Origin of the sequence: Luteimonas chenhongjianii (genome assembly GCF_002327105.1) — a bacterium.
Classification (GTDB): Bacteria; Pseudomonadota; Gammaproteobacteria; order Xanthomonadales; family Xanthomonadaceae; genus Luteimonas; species Luteimonas chenhongjianii.
Genome location: NZ_CP023406.1, coordinates 1,381,140 through 1,397,114 on the forward strand (window position 1 = coordinate 1,381,140; position 15,975 = coordinate 1,397,114).

At 68.0% G+C, this 15,975-nt stretch carries 12 protein-coding genes; 8 read left to right on the forward strand and 4 right to left on the reverse strand.

The window, feature by feature from the left end:
• The first annotated feature begins 17 nt into the window (after positions 1-17).
• Positions 18-1,004: a malate dehydrogenase gene (locus tag CNR27_RS06360; RefSeq protein WP_096297438.1), complete on the forward strand. Its 987-nt coding sequence runs from the start codon at positions 18-20 to the stop codon at positions 1,002-1,004.
• Positions 1,005-1,353: 349 nt separating this feature from the next.
• The gene (gene prpE / locus CNR27_RS06365; RefSeq protein WP_096297439.1) at positions 1,354-3,255 is read left to right on the forward strand and encodes a propionate--CoA ligase; all 1,902 of its coding nucleotides are present in this window, start codon (positions 1,354-1,356) and stop codon (positions 3,253-3,255) included.
• 111 nt (positions 3,256-3,366) lie between these two features.
• Here prpE and CNR27_RS06370 read toward each other — a convergent pair whose 3' ends face one another.
• Positions 3,367-4,584, reverse strand: a complete 1,218-nt coding sequence (locus CNR27_RS06370) for a citrate synthase family protein (protein WP_245815767.1) — start codon at positions 4,582-4,584, stop codon at positions 3,367-3,369.
• A gap of 105 nt (positions 4,585-4,689) precedes the next feature.
• On the opposite strand from CNR27_RS06370, the gene prpB reads away from it, so the two are divergent.
• From prpB to CNR27_RS06400, 6 genes are all read left to right on the forward strand, one after another.
• On the forward strand, positions 4,690-5,574 hold the full coding sequence (gene prpB, locus CNR27_RS06375; RefSeq protein ID WP_096297441.1) for a methylisocitrate lyase: 885 nt from the start codon (positions 4,690-4,692) through the stop codon (positions 5,572-5,574).
• A 33-nt stretch (positions 5,575-5,607) separates the two neighbouring features.
• Positions 5,608-6,216: a hypothetical protein gene (locus tag CNR27_RS06380; protein WP_096297442.1), complete on the forward strand. Its 609-nt coding sequence runs from the start codon at positions 5,608-5,610 to the stop codon at positions 6,214-6,216.
• Between the two features lie 157 nt (positions 6,217-6,373).
• A complete protein-coding gene (gene prpC / locus CNR27_RS06385; protein WP_096297443.1) occupies positions 6,374-7,531 on the forward strand; it encodes a bifunctional 2-methylcitrate synthase/citrate synthase in 1,158 nt (385 codons plus the stop codon).
• A 76-nt stretch (positions 7,532-7,607) separates the two neighbouring features.
• Entirely contained in the window at positions 7,608-10,205 is a 2,598-nt protein-coding gene (acnD, locus tag CNR27_RS06390) for a Fe/S-dependent 2-methylisocitrate dehydratase AcnD (protein WP_096297444.1), read from the forward strand.
• 237 nt (positions 10,206-10,442) lie between these two features.
• Positions 10,443-11,633, forward strand: coding sequence for a 2-methylaconitate cis-trans isomerase PrpF (gene prpF, locus CNR27_RS06395; RefSeq protein WP_096297445.1), 1,191 nt, complete (start codon positions 10,443-10,445; stop codon positions 11,631-11,633).
• Between the two features lie 162 nt (positions 11,634-11,795).
• A complete protein-coding gene (locus tag CNR27_RS06400) occupies positions 11,796-12,287 on the forward strand; it encodes a hypothetical protein (RefSeq protein ID WP_179948224.1) in 492 nt (163 codons plus the stop codon).
• 42 nt (positions 12,288-12,329) lie between these two features.
• Here CNR27_RS06400 and CNR27_RS06405 read toward each other — a convergent pair whose 3' ends face one another.
• The 3 genes from CNR27_RS06405 to CNR27_RS06415 all read right to left on the reverse strand — a co-directional run bounded on the left by CNR27_RS06405 (position 12,330) and on the right by CNR27_RS06415 (position 15,915).
• Positions 12,330-12,959 carry a glutathione S-transferase family protein gene (locus CNR27_RS06405; RefSeq protein WP_233580206.1) on the reverse strand — a complete coding sequence of 210 codons (630 nt, stop codon included), beginning with the start codon at positions 12,957-12,959 and terminating at the stop codon, positions 12,330-12,332.
• Positions 12,960-13,015: 56 nt separating this feature from the next.
• Positions 13,016-13,495, reverse strand: a complete 480-nt coding sequence (locus CNR27_RS06410) for a cell wall hydrolase (protein WP_096297446.1) — start codon at positions 13,493-13,495, stop codon at positions 13,016-13,018.
• A 374-nt stretch (positions 13,496-13,869) separates the two neighbouring features.
• On the reverse strand, positions 13,870-15,915 hold the full coding sequence (locus CNR27_RS06415; protein ID WP_096297447.1) for an NADPH-dependent 2,4-dienoyl-CoA reductase: 2,046 nt from the start codon (positions 15,913-15,915) through the stop codon (positions 13,870-13,872).
• Between the last annotated feature and the right edge of the window lie 60 nt (positions 15,916-15,975).

Consider the following 15,975-nt stretch of genomic DNA (forward strand, 5'->3'; position numbering starts at 1 on the left):
AATCGAGAGGATTGACCATGAAGAAGCCCGTCCGTGTTGCCGTGACCGGCGCTGCCGGCCAGATCGGCTATGCCCTGCTGTTCCGCATCGCTTCCGGCGAAATGCTGGGCAAGGACCAGCCGGTGATCCTGCAGTTGCTCGAACTGCCGATCGACAAGGCCCAGGCGGCGCTCAAGGGCGTGATGATGGAGCTCGAGGACTGCGCGTTCCCGCTGCTGGCGGGCATGGTCGGCACCGATGATCCGGAAGTCGCGTTCAAGGACGCCGACATCGCCCTGCTGGTCGGTGCGCGTCCGCGGGGCCCCGGCATGGAGCGCAAGGACCTGCTGCTCGAGAACGCCAAGATCTTCACCGCCCAGGGCGCCGCGCTGAACAAGGTCGCCTCGCGCGACGTGAAGGTCCTGGTGGTCGGCAACCCGGCCAACACCAATGCCTACATCGCCATGAAGTCGGCGCCGGATCTCAATCCGCGCAATTTCACCGCGATGCTGCGTCTCGACCACAACCGCGCACTGAGCCAGCTGGCGACCAGGGCGGGCGTGGCCGTCGGCGATATCGAGGGCCTGATCGTCTGGGGCAACCACAGCCCGACGATGTACCCCGACTACCGCTTCGCCACGGCCAACGGCGAGAGCCTCAAGGACAAGATCAACGACGCCGACTGGAACGCCAACACCTTCATTCCGCAGGTCGGCAAGCGCGGCGCGGCGATCATCGAAGCGCGCGGCCTGTCCTCGGCCGCGTCGGCGGCCAATGCCGCGATCGACCATGTCCGCGACTGGGTCCTGGGCAGCAACGGCAAGTGGGTGACGATGGGCGTGCCGTCCGACGGCAGCTATGGCATTCCCGAAGGCGTGATCTTCGGCTTCGCGGTGACCACGCAGAACGGCGAATACACCGTGGTCAAGGACATCGAGGTCGACGACTTCAGCCAGAAGGCCATCGACAAGACCCTGGCCGAGCTCGAGGAAGAGCGCAGCGGCGTCGCCCACCTTCTGGGGTGAGCGAAGGCCGCTTGCGGACCATTGGTCCGCGGCCTTCGCGAACGCCCGCGCCGCTGGCGCGGGCAGGGGGTGCGACACGGACCATCGGTCCGCGGCCTTCGCGAACGCCCGCGCCGCTGGCGCGGGCCGGGGGTGCGACACGGACCATCGGTCCGCGGCCTTCGCGAACGCCCGCGCCGCTGGCGCGGGAGAAATGCGGCGGTGATCCACCGGACAGTCAGGAAGAAGCCGGGCCACGTGCCCGGCTTTTTCATGGAAGCCCGTCCGTGGCGATGCGGATAGACCATCGTCTAAACGCGTCGGCGCCGCCGCCGGACTAGCCTTCTGGACTCGTTACCGGGAGCGTGTCATGGGCTACGAGGCATTCCACCGTCGCTCCATCGAGGACCCCGAAGGGTTCTGGGGTGAGCAGGCGCAGGCGATCCACTGGCACAAGGCACCGGAGCGGATCCTCGACTATTCGAGCCCGCCGTTCCGCAAGTGGTTTGCCGGCGGCGAAACCAATCTCTGCTTCAACGCCGTCGACCGGCATCTCGAGGCGCGTGGCGACCAGCTCGCCCTTGTCGCGATCTCGACGGAAACCAATGAAACGCGCGAGATCAGCTATTCGCAGCTGTATCGCGAGGTCAACGATTTCGCCGCCGTGCTCAGGGCCCTGGGCGTCGGGCGCGGGGATCGCGTGGTCATCTACATGCCGAACATGGCCGAGGCCGCATTCGCGATGCTGGCCTGCGCGCGCATCGGCGCGGTGCACTCGGTGGTGTTTGGCGGGTTCGCCGCGCACAACCTCGCGCTGCGCATCGACGATGCCAGGCCTGCACTGCTGATCGCCGCCGATGCCGGCAGTCGCGGCGGCAAGGTGATTCCGTACAAGCCGCTGATCGATGCCGCGTGCGCGGAAGCGCAGTCGGCGCCACCGCAGGTGCTGATCGTCGATCGCGGACTCGACCCCGGCTACGCGCGCGTCGAGGGTCGCGACGTCGACTACGCCACCATCCGCGCGCAGCTTGCCGGCACCGACGTGCCGGTGGAATGGCTGGAATCCAACGAGCCGAGCTATCTGCTCTACACCTCCGGCACCACCGGCAAACCCAAGGGGGTGCAGCGCGACGTCGGCGGGTACGCGGTCGCGCTGGCGCTGTCGATGTGGTCGATCTACGACATCCGGCCCGGGCAGGTGATGTTCACCACGTCCGACGTGGGCTGGGCAGTGGGCCACTCCTACAATGTCTACGGCCCGCTGATCGCCGGCGCGACGGTGATCCTCTACGAGGGCCTGCCGACCAATCCGGATGGCGGCATCTGGTGGAAGATCTGCGCCGACTACGGCGTGCGCACGATGTTCTCCTCGCCCACTGCGATCCGGGTGCTCAAGAAACAGGATCCCGCCCATCTCACGCGATACGACCTGTCGAAGCTGGAATACCTGTTCCTGGCGGGCGAGCCGCTCGACGAGCCCACCGCGACCTGGATCAGCGAAGGCCTGGGCGGCACCACGATCATCGACAACTACTGGCAGACCGAGACCGGTTGGCCGGTGCTGGCGTTGATGCCCGGCGTCGAGCTCAAGCCGGTGAAGTTCGGCTCGCCGGGCCTGCCGACGCCGGGCTACGACCTGCGCGTGGTGGACGAGGTCACCGGTGCGCGCGTGCCGCCGGGGACCAAGGGCGTGCTGGTGATCCAGCCGCCGCTGCCGCCGGGCTGCATGACCACGGTGTGGAATGACGACGCGCGCTTCCTGTCGAGCTATTTCTCGCACTTCGACGAGCTGCTCTACAGCTCGCTGGACTGGGCGATCCAGGACGAGGACGGCTACACCTTCATCCTTGGCCGCACCGACGACGTCATCAATGTCGCCGGCCATCGGCTGGGCACGCGCGAGATCGAGGAGGCGATCTCCAGCCATCCGGCGGTCGCGGAGGCCGCGGTGATCGGCGTCGCCGATGCGCTCAAGGGCCAGGTGCCGATCGTGTTCGCGACGCTCAGGCAGGGCGCCGTGGATGCGGACGCGCAGCACGCCACCGCTGGCGAGATGATGCGCACCGTGGCCGACCAGCTCGGCGCCGTCGCGCGGCCGGCGCAGGTCTACGTGGTCAGCGCCTTGCCCAAGACGCGATCGGGCAAGCTGCTGCGGCGCTCGCTGCAGGCGCTGGCCGAGTCGCGCGATCCTGGCGACCTGTCGACGCTGGACGATCCCGGCGCGCTCGAGGAGGTACGCCGCGTGCTGGCGCGGGGTGCGGATGCCGGCTAGGCATCGAGGCCATGCCATGGGTGGCGCGGGCGCGCCGGGGCGCGAGATCGCGCGCCGCATCGCTCGCAGCACGCCGCCAGGTAGGCGCGCCCCGGGCAGCAGGCATGTGGACTACTCCGCGGGGGTGGCCCCCGTGTAGCGCGCCCGCGGCCGGATCAGCATGCCGTGCTCCTGCTGCTCCAGCGCATGCGCCAGCCAGCCGGCAAAGCGGCCGGCGGCGAACATGCACAGCGCCGGTGTCGCCGGCAGGCCGTGCACGAAGCAGATCGCCGCCAGCATGCCGTCGATGTTGGGATGGCGGCCGCTGGTTTCGGCCGCCGAAGCGAGCACCGTTTCCACCTGCTGCATGCGCGCATCACCCGCCCGGCGTTCGCGCAGCATCGCCAGCACTTCGGCCGCGCGCGGATCGCCATCGGGGTACAGCACGTGATGGAAGCCGGGCAGGTCGTCGCCGCGTTGCCAGCGCTCGCTGACGAAGGCGGCGGGCGAGGGCGCATCGCAGGCTTCGCGGATCAGCGCGTGCGCGCGCGCTGTCGCGCCGCCATGGCGCGGCCCCGACAGTGCCGCCAGTCCGGCGCAGACCGTGGCATGCAGATGCGCCCCGGTGGACGCCACCACGCGGGCGGCGAACGCCGAGACATTGAGTTCGTGGTCGGCGCACAGCACCAGCGCCGCGCGCACCAGATCGGCGAATGCCGGGTCGCCGGGACGCCAGGCATCGGCGAGCAGTGCATGCACCGGGCGCGCGTCGGGCGTGCCTGCGACCAGCAGCGCCGCGTTCTGGCGCAGCAGCGTCGCCGCGACGCCGCGCTTCGCCGCGGGCGCGGCGCTCAGCGAGTGCCGCAGGTCCGGCGCGAGTAGCGGGATCGCCGCCATCGCCCGCTCGATCGGCGGCAGCGCGGCGTCACCGGCGATGCCGGCAACGCGGGTCGGCCAGCCGTCGGGGGCGGTGTCGAAGGGGTCGGCATCGCCGCAGTCCCAGAGCAGGCGGGCCGTGTCTTCGAGCGTGGCGCCGCCGCGGACCATGGCGACGGCCGAGCGCCCGCGGTAGTACGGGCTGTCGGGACGGATCAGCGAGATCCGTGTCTCCATCACGGGCAGGCCGCGGTCCAGGCTCTGGGCCGCGCCGCGCGCCGCGCCGCGTCCGGCGCGTTTGCGCTGGGTCAGGCGCTCCACGTCCTGGCGCAGGTACATGCGGCTGCGGTGGTCGGGGCCGGGACGCGATTCCAGCAGGCCCCGGCTGACATAGGCATAGAGCGTCGCGGTGCTGATGCCGAGTGCGGCGCAGGCCTCGGCCGCGGACATCAGGTCGCCCTCGTGTGCGGACATCATGGGTTCCAATATATTGATTTAATCGATCAAGATTGATCAACCAGTCGAAGAGTGCCAGATTGTGGGCCATCGCGGAATACCGCCCATCCCCGGAGTCGACCCTTGACCACATCTTCCGCAGGCGCCCGGTTCCGCGCCGCCCTGGCCGCCGAATCGCCGCTGCAGGTGATCGGCGCGATCAACGCCAACCACGCGCTGCTGGCCAAGCGCGCCGGCTTCCAGGCCATCTACCTGTCGGGCGGCGGAGTCGCGGCGGGCTCGCTGGGTCTGCCGGACCTGGGCATCAACACGCTCGAGGACGTGCTGATCGACGTGCGCCGGATCACCGATGTCTGCGACCTGCCCTTGCTGGTGGACATCGACACCGGCTTCGGAGCGAGCGCGTTCAACATCGAGCGTACGGTCAAGTCGCTGATCAAGGCGGGCGCCGCTGCCTGCCATATCGAAGACCAGGTCGGCGCCAAGCGCTGCGGTCACCGCCCGGGCAAGGAGATCGTGTCGCAGGGCGAGATGGTCGACCGGGTCAAGGCGGCGGCGGACGCCAAGACCGATCCGGAGTTTTTCCTGATCGCCCGCACCGACGCCATCCAGGTCGACGGCGTCGATGCTGCGATCGAACGCGCGATCGCCTGCGTCGAAGCTGGCGCCGACGGCATCTTCGCCGAGGCGGCCTATGACCTCGAGACGTACCGCCGGTTCGTCGATGCGGTACGCGTGCCCGTGCTGGCGAACATCACCGAGTTCGGCAAGACACCGTTGTTCACCCGTGACGAACTGGCTTCGGCCGGGGTCGCGATCCAGCTGTTCCCGCTGTCGGCGTTCCGCGCCGCCAATCGCGCCGCCGAGAACGTCTACGAAGCCGTGCGCCGGGACGGCCACCAGCGCAATGTCATCGACACGATGCAGACCCGCGAGGAGCTCTACGAGCGCATCGGCTACCACGCCTTCGAACAGCGGCTCGACGCGCTGTTCGCATCGAAGAAATAGACCACTCCATCCCGGGATCCAGAGGACTGCCAGATGAGCGAAACCCCTGAGGTCACCACGCCCGCACCGAAGCGGCGCGTGGAGTGGAATGCGGTTGCCGCCGTGATCGCGGCGCTGATCGGTCTGCTGGCGCTGGTCGTGTCGAGTTACACCGCGCTGCTTCAGCGCGAGCAGGTGCGGGCCGAGGTCTGGCCGTACCTGCAGACGGTGGTCACGATCGATCAGGGGGTTCTGGCGGTCGGTGTCGAGAACAAGGGCGCCGGGCCCGCCCTGGTGCGCGGCCTGCGCGTCTACGTTGACGAGCAACCGCAGCGCACCTGGGCGGACGTTTTCGATGCGCTGGGCCTGTCCGATCTGCGGGATACCCGGGCCTCCACCCTCAACGGCGTCGTCATTGCCCGGGGGGAAAGCCTTCAGCAGGTCACGCTCGACAATCCGGCAGACTTTCCGCGCCTGCTCGGCCAATACTCGCGCGTGCGAATGGCGATCTGTTACTGCTCCACGCTCGGCGATTGCTGGCTGATGGAGCCCGGCCGTCGCACCGGTCAGCCACACACCGAGGTCGATGCGTGTCCGGCTCCGGGGCCGGACGAATTCCTCGACAACGTCTTGATGCGACCGGAGACGTCCGTGAACCAATGAGCCATGAAGCCGGATCTGACGAGCGCCATCCCTCGGAGTCTGTCACTTGAATGGCAGGTTTTCCCCACCCGCATGTCGCGCTATGCGTAGCCATGCGTTGCGGTCCGCATGCCGCGACACCGCACACCAAACAGAACGCAGTCCAGGAGACACATCCATGAGCGAAGCCACCACCGCAACGCCGTTCAAGCCGAAGAAGTCGGTCGCGCTGAGCGGCACGGCCGCGGGCAACACCGCGCTGTGCACCGTCGGCCGCAGCGGCAACGATCTGCATTACCGGGGTTACGACATCCTCGATCTCGCGCGCACCAGCGAATTCGAGGAGATCGCCTATCTGCTGGTCCACGGCAAACTGCCCAACGCAGCCGAACTGCGCGGTTACAAGGCCAAGCTCAAGTCGCTGCGCGGCATTCCCGCGGCGGTGAAGGCGGCGCTGGAGGAATTGCCGCCGTCGGCGCACCCGATGGACGTGATGCGCACCGGCGTATCGGTGCTCGGCTGCGTGGCGCCGGAGAAGGACGATCACAACCATCCCGGGGCCCGCGACATCGCCGACAAGCTGATGGCCTCGCTCGGTTCGATGCTGATGTACTGGTACCACTGGAGCCACAACGGCCGCGCGATCGATGTCGAGACCGATGACGATTCCATCGGCGGGCATTTCCTTCACCTGTTGCACGGCCACGCGCCCCGCGAGTCCTGGGTCAAGGCGATGCACACCTCGCTGATCCTGTACGCCGAGCACGAGTTCAACGCGTCGACGTTCGCCAGCCGCGTCGTCGCCGGCACCGGCAGCGACATGTACTCCTGCATCACTGCGGGCATCGGCGCGCTGCGTGGGCCCAAGCATGGCGGCGCCAACGAGGTCGCGTTCGAGGTGCAGAAGCGCTACGACACGCCGGACGAGGCTGAAGTCGACATCCGCGCGCGCGTGGAGAAGAAGGAAGTGATCATCGGCTTCGGCCATCCGGTCTACACCGTCAGCGACCCGCGCAACGAGGTCATCAAGCTGGTGTCGAGGCAGCTGTCGGACGAAGCGGGGAGCCGCAAGATGTACGACATCGCCGAGCGCCTGGAGACGGTGATGTGGGACGTCAAGAAGATGTTCCCGAACCTCGACTGGTTCAGCGCAGTGAGCTACCACATGATGGGCGTGCCGACGGCGATGTTCACCCCGCTGTTCGTCATCGCGCGTACCGCCGGCTGGAGCGCGCACGTCATCGAGCAGCGCATCGACGGCAAGATCATCCGTCCGAGCGCGCACTACACCGGTCCCGAGGACCAGGCGTTCGTGCCGATCACCGAGCGCAGCTAGGTACTTACCGCACGGGTCCCGCGCGTTCGCGGGGCCCGCGCGTTTTTTCTGCTTCCCCGACTTCTTGAAGCCAGCCATGAACAGCCAGCACCGCAAATCCCTTCCCGGCACGAAGCTCGACTGGTTCGATGCGCGCGAGGCCGTCGACGCGATCCAACCGGGCGCCTATGCCAGGCTGCCGTACAGTTCGCGGGTATTCGCCGAGAACCTCGTGCGCCGCTGCGATCCCGGCACGGTGACCGCATCGCTGACCCAGCTGATCGAGCGCCGCCGGGATCTGGATTTTCCGTGGTTCCCGGCGCGCGTGGTCTGTCACGACATCCTGGGCCAGACCGCGCTGGTGGACCTGGCCGGCCTGCGTGACGCGATCGCCGAACAGGGCGGCGATCCGGCCAAGGTCAATCCGGTGGTGCCGGTGCAGCTGATCGTCGACCATTCGCTGGCAGTCGAATGCGGCGGTTTCGATCCCGAGGCATTCAACAAGAACCGGGCGATCGAGGACCGTCGCAACGCGGATCGCTTCCACTTCATCGACTGGACCAAGCGCGCCTTCCGCAACGTCGATGTGATTCCGCCGGGCAACGGGATCATGCACCAGATCAATCTGGAGAAGATGTCGCCGGTGGTCTATACGCAGGACGGCGTCGCGTTCCCCGACACCTGCGTCGGAACCGACAGCCACACGCCACATGTCGATGCCCTGGGCGTCATCGCGATCGGCGTCGGCGGGCTGGAGGCGGAGAACGTCATGCTCGGCCGCGCGTCGTGGATGCGCCTGCCCGACATCATCGGCGTCGAGCTGACCGGGCGCCCGCAGCCGGGCATCACCGCCACCGACGTCGTGCTGGCGCTGACCGAATTCCTGCGCGCGCAGAAGGTGGTGGGCGCGTTCCTGGAGTTCTATGGCGAAGGCGCCAATGCGCTGACGATCGGTGACCGGGCGACGATCTCCAACATGACGCCGGAGTTCGGCGCGACTGCGGCGATGTTCTACATCGACCAGCAGACGATCGACTACCTGCGCCTGACCGGCCGCGAGGACGACCAGATCCAACTGGTGGAAACCTATGCGAAGGCCGCCGGCCTGTGGGCCGACGATCTGGTCAGCGCCGAGTACGAGCGCGTGCTGAAGTTCGATCTGTCGAGCGTGGTGCGCAATGTCGCCGGGCCGTCGAATCCGCATCGGCGCGTGTCGACGACCGACCTCGCCGCCAACGGAATCGCCCGTCCCTGGGAGATGCCGGCGGACGGTTCGATGCCCGATGGCGCGGTGATCATCGCTGCGATCACCAGCTGCACCAACACCAGTAACCCGCGCAACGTGATCGCCGCCGGCCTGCTTGCGCGCAATGCGAATCGCGCCGGCCTGCAGCGCAAGCCTTGGGTGAAGTCGTCGCTGGCGCCGGGATCGAAGGCGGTGGAACTCTATCTGCAGGAGGCGGACCTGCTGCCGGAACTCGAGCAGCTCGGCTTCGGCATCGTCGCCTTCGCCTGCACCACGTGCAACGGCATGAGCGGTGCACTGGACCCGGCGATCCAGCAGGAGATCATCGATCGCGACCTCTATGCGACAGCCGTGCTCAGCGGCAACCGCAATTTCGACGGGCGCATCCATCCCTATGCGAAGCAGGCCTTCCTGGCCTCGCCGCCGCTGGTGGTGGCGTATGCGATTGCCGGCACCGTGCGATTCGATATCGAGAAGGACGTGCTCGGGCTCGATCGCGAGGGCAAGCCCGTCACGCTCAAGGACCTGTGGCCGTCCGACGAGGAGATCGACGCGGTGGTCAAGGCCAGCGTGAAGCCCGAGCAGTTCCGCGCCGTGTACGGGCCGATGTTCAAGCTGCACGTCGATACCGGCGAGCGCATCGACCCGCTGTACGACTGGCGGCCGCAGAGCACCTACATCCGCCGTCCGCCTTACTGGGAAGGCGCGCTGGCGGGCGAGCGCACGCTCACCGGCATGCGGCCGCTCGCAGTGCTGGGCGACAACATCACCACCGATCACCTCTCCCCGTCGAACGCGATCATGGCGAGCAGCGCAGCCGGCGAGTACCTGGCGAAGATGGGCGTGCCGGAGGAGGACTTCAATTCCTACGCGACCCATCGCGGCGACCACCTGACCGCGCAGCGCGCCACGTTCGCCAATCCAAAGCTGATCAACGAGATGGCGGTCGTCGACGGACAGGTGAAGCAGGGCTCCCTGGCCCGCATCGAGCCCGAGGGCGAGGTGGTGCGGATGTGGGAGGCGATCGAGACCTACATGGCGCGCAAGCAGCCGTTGATCATCATCGCCGGCGCAGACTACGGCCAGGGCAGCTCGCGCGACTGGGCGGCCAAGGGCGTGCGTCTTGCGGGCGTCGAAGCCATCGTCGCCGAAGGCTTTGAGCGCATCCACCGCACCAACCTGATCGGCATGGGCGTGCTTCCGCTGGAGTTCCAGCCGGGCGTCACCCGTCTGACCCTGGGCATCGACGGGAGCGAGACCTTCGACGTCATCGGCGAGCGCACTCCGGGTGCGATGTTGACGCTGGCGATCCATCGCAAGGACGGCACCCAGCTCGCAGTGCCGGTGACCTGCCGCCTGGATACCGCGGAAGAGGTTTCGATCTACGAAGCGGGCGGTGTGCTGCAGCGGTTTGCGCAGGATTTCCTGGCGTCGTCCCAAGCGGCTTGAGACCGCGGATGCGTGGCGGCACGCCGTTTCCGATGGCGGGGCGGTTGCGAGCAGCGCGCACTGCTTTCAAGCGCGCCGGCCTCCGCGGGTGGGCGGGTCGCCGGGTGAGGTCCAACAGGTGCGCGCCGGCGGTGATTGCCGCGACGCATTTGTGGATCGCGGCCCGGCCTTTACCTAAAGCCCGTCAGGATGCGACGCATCGGGTGGGCCTCTTCAAACATTACGACGGTAGTGACCATGTCCTTTCATCCCCAGCTCCGCATCCCCGCCACCTATATGCGTGGTGGCACGTCCAAAGGCGTGTTCTTCCGCCTCGAGGATCTGCCCGCGGCCGCACAGGTTCCGGGGCTTGCGCGCGATGCGCTGCTGATGCGCGTCATCGGTTCGCCCGATCCTTATGCCAAACACACTGACGGCATGGGCGGTGCGACTTCGTCGACCAGCAAGTGCGTGATCATCGGCCCCTCGACGCGGCCCGATCATGACGTCGACTATCTCTACGGTCAGGTGTCGATCGACAGCGCCTTCGTCGACTGGAGCGGCAACTGCGGCAACCTCAGTACCGCGGTCGGGCCGTTCGCGATCGCCAACGGCTTCATCGACGCGGCGCGGATCCCGCAGGACGGTACCGTGGCGGTGCGGGTGTGGCAGGCCAACATCGGCAAGACCATCATCGTGCACGTGCCGGTCGCGGCGGGGCAGGTGCAGGAAACGGGTGACTTCGAGCTCGACGGCGTCGCGTTCCCGGCAGCGGAGATCGTGCTGGAGTTCATCGATCCGGCCGACGAAGGCGAGGGTGGCGGGGCGATGTTTCCGACCGGCAACCTCGTCGACGACCTCGACGTGCCGGGCGTCGGCACGTTGCGCGCGACGATGATCAATGTCGGCATCCCGACGATCTTCGTCGACGCCGCGTCGATCGGCTATGCCGGCACCGAGCTGCAGGACGTGATCAACAGCGACGCCAAGGCGCTCGCGATGTTCGAGACGATCCGCGCCCACGGCGCCGTACGCATGGGACTGATCGATGACATCGCCGACGCGGCGAAGCGCCAGCACACGCCCAAGGTCGCGTTCGTGGCGCCGCCGCGCGACCACGTGGTGTCGAGCGGCAAGGCCATCGCGGCTGCCGATATCGACCTGCTGGTGCGCGCGCTGTCGATGGGCAAGCTGCATCACGCGATGATGGGTACGGCTGCGGTGGCCATCGGTACCGCGGCGGCGATCCCCGGCACGCTGGTGAACCTCGCCGCCGGCGGGGGCGTACGCACCTCGGTGCGCTTCGGTCATCCGTCGGGCACGCTGCGCGTCGGCGCCGAGGCGGTCGAGCTCGACGGACAGTGGAGCGTTGCCAAGGCGATCATGTCGCGTTCGGCGCGCGTACTGATGGAAGGCGCGGTGCGCGTGCCCGGCGACACGCTGGGCTGAGCCGAAGGCGCGCGCTGGCACACCGTACGGCCCGGCGCCGTGCCAGCCGCATCGAATGTGTCGGCCATCGCGGTTTCCACCTTCGTCTGACTGGCGCTGTCCGCCGGCGCGTGCAAGGATCCACGCGGGGGACGGCTTCGCCGTCAGGGGAGGGGCACTGCGATGGTGATTGCGATACCCACGAAGACCGACGCGGGACGGGCGGAAATCGAGACACGCGACCAAGGGCTGGCGACCAGCCTGCGCTCGCTGTTGCTGCTCGTAGACGGCAGGCGCGGCCACGACGAACTCGAGGCCATCGCGCGCCGGATCCACGCACCCGAGGATGCGCTGGCGCAGCTCCAGGCGATGGGGCTGGTCACGGACGGGGCGGCAGCGCCAGAGGCCGATGCGGGCGCGCCAATGCCCAGCGACAGCGATACGCAGCGCCATCTGATCCTCTATGCGTTGATGACCGACGCGACGCGGGCGCATCTCGGACTGGTCGGTGGCTATCTGACCCAGCTCAAGATCGAACGTGCGGACGATGCTGCTGCGCTGACAGCGTTGCTGCCAACGCTGGAGGCAGCGCTGAAGAAGGCACGCGATGCCCGTTTTGCAGCGGGCCTGGTCTCCGGTATCCGTGCTGCAGCCGGGCTCGACGCGGCTGCGTGAAACGCGCGGACGCTGCCGCAATGCGGCGGCGTCTGCGGAGCCTCAGATCAGGCCTTCGGCCGTCATCGCGGCACGTACGCCTTCGTCGGCGAGCATGCGCGCATCGAATGCGTGCAGGTTGTCGAGACCGCCGAGATCCAGCTTCAGGCGCTTGGCCCACTGCAGGGTGACGAACAGATACGGGTCGGCGATCGAACGCGTGCCGGCGAGGTAGTCGCGGCCCGCGAGCTGCGCATCCAGACGTTCGTAATGACTGCGGATCTTCTGCATCGCGTGCTTGCGCGTGCGATCCACGGCGTCCGCGTCCTGGAGGTACTTCGTGCTGCCGAACAGCGGATGGAACGCGGGATGCAGATCGGCGTTGAGCAGGGCCAGCCAGCGGTTGACCTCGGCGCGTCCGCGCGGGGAACCGTCGCCACCAAGCTTTGCCTCGGGATGACTGTCGGCCAGATAGTTGAGGATCGCGGCGTTCTGGGTCAGCACCCAGTCTCCTTCGACCAGCACCGGTACCGCGCCGGCGGGATTGAGCGCGAGAAACGCGGGTTCCTTCATCTGCGTCGCGTCCAGGACGCGAAGCTCGAACGGCGCGCCGATCCAGCGCAGCACGATGTGGTCAGCCAGCGAGCAGGCGCCGGGCTTGGTGTAGAGCGTGGGCATGAATGATCCGGTCATCTAAAGGGCCGCCATCATGCGCTGCGGCATCCACTCGGGAAAGCCGCGACCATGGCTCAGCCGCGATCGGTCTCGGCGTCGGCACGCACCGGTCGCAGCGATTGCACGCGCAGGAACGTGTGGTCACCGATGGTCGCGACCTGGTGCGCGCTGCGCCACGCGGGCGCCGCGATCGCATGTGCCAGAAAGTGGCTGGCGCCCGGCACGACCTGGCGGCGCTGGTCCGGTGGCAGCGACCAGTTGCGCTCCGACTCCAGCGCGATGCTGACCGCGCGGGTCCAGGCATTGGTGTTCGCCAGGCGCGTATTGGGCGAAAGAATGGTCGGGGCGAACTGCTTGCGCGCGGTCACGACCTCGCACATCGAATCGCCCCACAGGCCGCTCTCCTGACGCCGCAGGGCGACTTCAGCGACGGCTTCCTGCCCGCGGACCGACTGGTCGCGGGCTTCCAGATACACCGTCGTGCTCAGGCAGAGCGAATCGGCGGCGGGGGTTGGCAGCACGGAGGCCAGCCACATCACCCATTCGAGTTTCATCTACGACTCCTTGCTGCGTTGCGCCGGGTCGCGCTGCGGCTGTCCCTTCACGGGAGAGACGCAGACACTGCGGAAACCGGCATGGCGTATTGGGGAGGGCGGCGGACTCTGTGGTGCGCTTGATCGCCCGGGCACCGAAGTCCGCAGAACGCGGATCGGGCCGGTGTCCCGCCGAAGGAGGCGGGACGAAGTGGGGGCACGGTAGATGGGCGTTTTCGAATCAAACGTGAATGCGCGGCACTGGCGCATAGTGCCTCATCTGTGCTGGCGGTCCGGATTCGACCATACCTATTCAGATTTTTACCGGGTCCGCCGCGGCCGGGAAGGCCACGATCCCGAAAAGCACATCAGCTGAACGGAAAGCGCGTATCCCGTTATAGATGGGCGGCCAGTCGCGAGGCCTGCGCGATCGCGCGCTTGGCATCGAGCTCAGCGGCGACGTCCGCCCCGCCGACCAGATGCACGGTCGCGCCGGCGGCCTGGAGCGCCGCGTGCAGGTCGCGGCGCGGCTCCTGTCCAGCGCAGACCACCACGTGATCCACATCGAGCAGCTGCTCGGCCCCATCGACACGGATGCGCAGGCCGTCGTCGTCGACCCCGAGGTACTCCACGCCGCCCAGCATCTTCACGCCCTTGGCCTTCAGCGTGCTGCGGTGGATCCAGCCGGTGGTCTTGCCGAGCCGCGCGCCGGGACGGCCGGGGCTGCGCTGCAGCAGCCATACCGTACGCAGCGGCGACGCGGGTGCCGCAGGCACCAGCCCACCGGGGCGCTCGAACCTCGGATCGATTCCCCACTCGTGCATCCACGCCGCGGTGTCGAGGCTGGGCGATGCGCCCGGACGTTCGACCAGGAACTCGCCGACATCGAAGCCGATGCCGCCCGCGCCGATGATCGCCACGCGCCTGCCGGGCACCACGCGCCCCTCGATGACATCCACATAGCCCACCACCTTCGGATGGTCGTGGCCGGGGAAGTCGACCTGGCGTGGCACCACCCCGGTCGCAAGGACCACCGCGTCGAAGCCGGCGAGGTCGCCCGCTGCGATCGGGGTGGACAGGCGCACCTTGACGCCGGTCTCGACCAGGCGCTGTCGGAAGTAGCGCAGTGTTTCCGCGAACTCTTCCTTGCCGGGAATGCGCCGCGCCAGGTTGAACTGGCCGCCGATGTCGTCGGCGGCATCGAACAGGGTCACGGCGTGGCCGCGCTGCGCGGCGACGGTCGCGCAGGCCAGGCCGGCTGGCCCGGCGCCGACCACGGCAATGCGCAGCTGCGTGGCGGCGGGAAAGTAGTTGAGCTCGGTTTCCGCACAGGCGCGCGGGTTGACCAGGCAGCTCGCGGTGCGGTTCGCGAACACATGGTCGAGGCAGGCCTGGTTGCAGGCGATGCAGGTGTTGATGCGCTCGGGCGTGCCCGCGCGCGCCTTGGTGACCCACTGCGGGTCGGCCAGCAGCGGCCGCGCCATCGAGACCATGTCCGCCGCGCCACTGGCGAGGATGCGCTCGGCCACCTCGGGCATGTTGATGCGGTTGGTCGCGATCAGCGGAAGGTTCACGTGCGGTCGCAGCTTGGCGGTGACGCCCGCGAAGGCGGCGCGTGGGACGGAGGTGGCGATGGTCGGCACGCGCGCTTCGTGCCAGCCGATACCCGTGTTGATCAGCGTCGCGCCGGCGGCTTCGATCGCCTGCGCCTGCATGACGATATCGCCCCAGTCCGAGCCGTCCGGGACAAGCTCCAACATCGACAGGCGGTAGACGATGATGAAGTCGTCGCCCGCAGCCTGGCGCACTCGATGCACGATCTCGGTTGCGAAGCGCATGCGCTGCGCGGTGTCGCCGCCCCAGGCGTCGGCGCGTGCATTGGTGCGCCGGCTCAGAAACTGGTTGATCAGGTAGCCCTCGCTGCCCATGATCTCGACGCCGTCGTAGCCCGCCTCGCGGGCGAGCTTTGCGGCATGCGCATACGCATCGATCGTGCGCTCGACGCCACGCGCCGAAAGCGCCCGTGGAGTGAAGGGATTGATCGGCGACTTGATGCGGCTCGGTGCGACCTGCAGCGGGTGGTAGCCGTAGCGCCCGGCGTGCAGCAGCTGCAGACAGATCTTCGCGTCGTGGCCGTGCACGGCATCGGTCACCTGCCGATGCCGGCGCGTTTCCCAGCGCCAGGACAGCTTGCCGCCGAAAGGCTTGAGCCAGCCGGCGATGTCGGGAGAAAAGCCGCCGGTGACGATCAGCCCCACGCCGCCTTCGGCGCGCTCGGCGAAATAGCGCGCGAGCTTCGGGAAATCCGCGGCGCGATCTTCGAGGCCCGTATGCATCGATCCCATGAGCACGCGGTTTCGCAGCGTGGTGAAACCCAGATCGAGCGGCGCCAGCAGATGCGGATAGGGTCGGGCGAGGGGCTGGTGGGAGACTGGCGTCATGGCTGGATACGGTCACGTATGGATCCGGCAGCGTGCCGCCTCCACACGCGTAACGCAACG

Excerpts from the sequence above, each read along its gene's own strand:
- CNR27_RS06360 (WP_096297438.1), top strand. The coding sequence starts at position 18 with ATGAAGAAGCCCGTCCGTGTTGCCGTGACCGGCGCTGCCGGCCAGATC.
- prpE (WP_096297439.1), top strand. The coding sequence starts at position 1,354 with ATGGGCTACGAGGCATTCCACCGTCGCTCCATCGAGGACCCCGAAGGG.
- CNR27_RS06370 (WP_245815767.1), bottom strand. The coding sequence starts at position 4,584 with ATGTCCGCACACGAGGGCGACCTGATGTCCGCGGCCGAGGCCTGCGCC.
- CNR27_RS06380 (WP_096297442.1), top strand. The coding sequence starts at position 5,608 with ATGAGCGAAACCCCTGAGGTCACCACGCCCGCACCGAAGCGGCGCGTG.
- prpC (WP_096297443.1), top strand. The coding sequence starts at position 6,374 with ATGAGCGAAGCCACCACCGCAACGCCGTTCAAGCCGAAGAAGTCGGTC.
- acnD (WP_096297444.1), top strand. The coding sequence starts at position 7,608 with ATGAACAGCCAGCACCGCAAATCCCTTCCCGGCACGAAGCTCGACTGG.
- prpF (WP_096297445.1), top strand. The coding sequence starts at position 10,443 with ATGTCCTTTCATCCCCAGCTCCGCATCCCCGCCACCTATATGCGTGGT.
- CNR27_RS06400 (WP_179948224.1), top strand. The coding sequence starts at position 11,796 with ATGGTGATTGCGATACCCACGAAGACCGACGCGGGACGGGCGGAAATC.
- CNR27_RS06405 (WP_233580206.1), bottom strand. The coding sequence starts at position 12,959 with ATGACCGGATCATTCATGCCCACGCTCTACACCAAGCCCGGCGCCTGC.
- CNR27_RS06410 (WP_096297446.1), bottom strand. The coding sequence starts at position 13,495 with ATGAAACTCGAATGGGTGATGTGGCTGGCCTCCGTGCTGCCAACCCCC.
- CNR27_RS06415 (WP_096297447.1), bottom strand. The coding sequence starts at position 15,915 with ATGACGCCAGTCTCCCACCAGCCCCTCGCCCGACCCTATCCGCATCTG.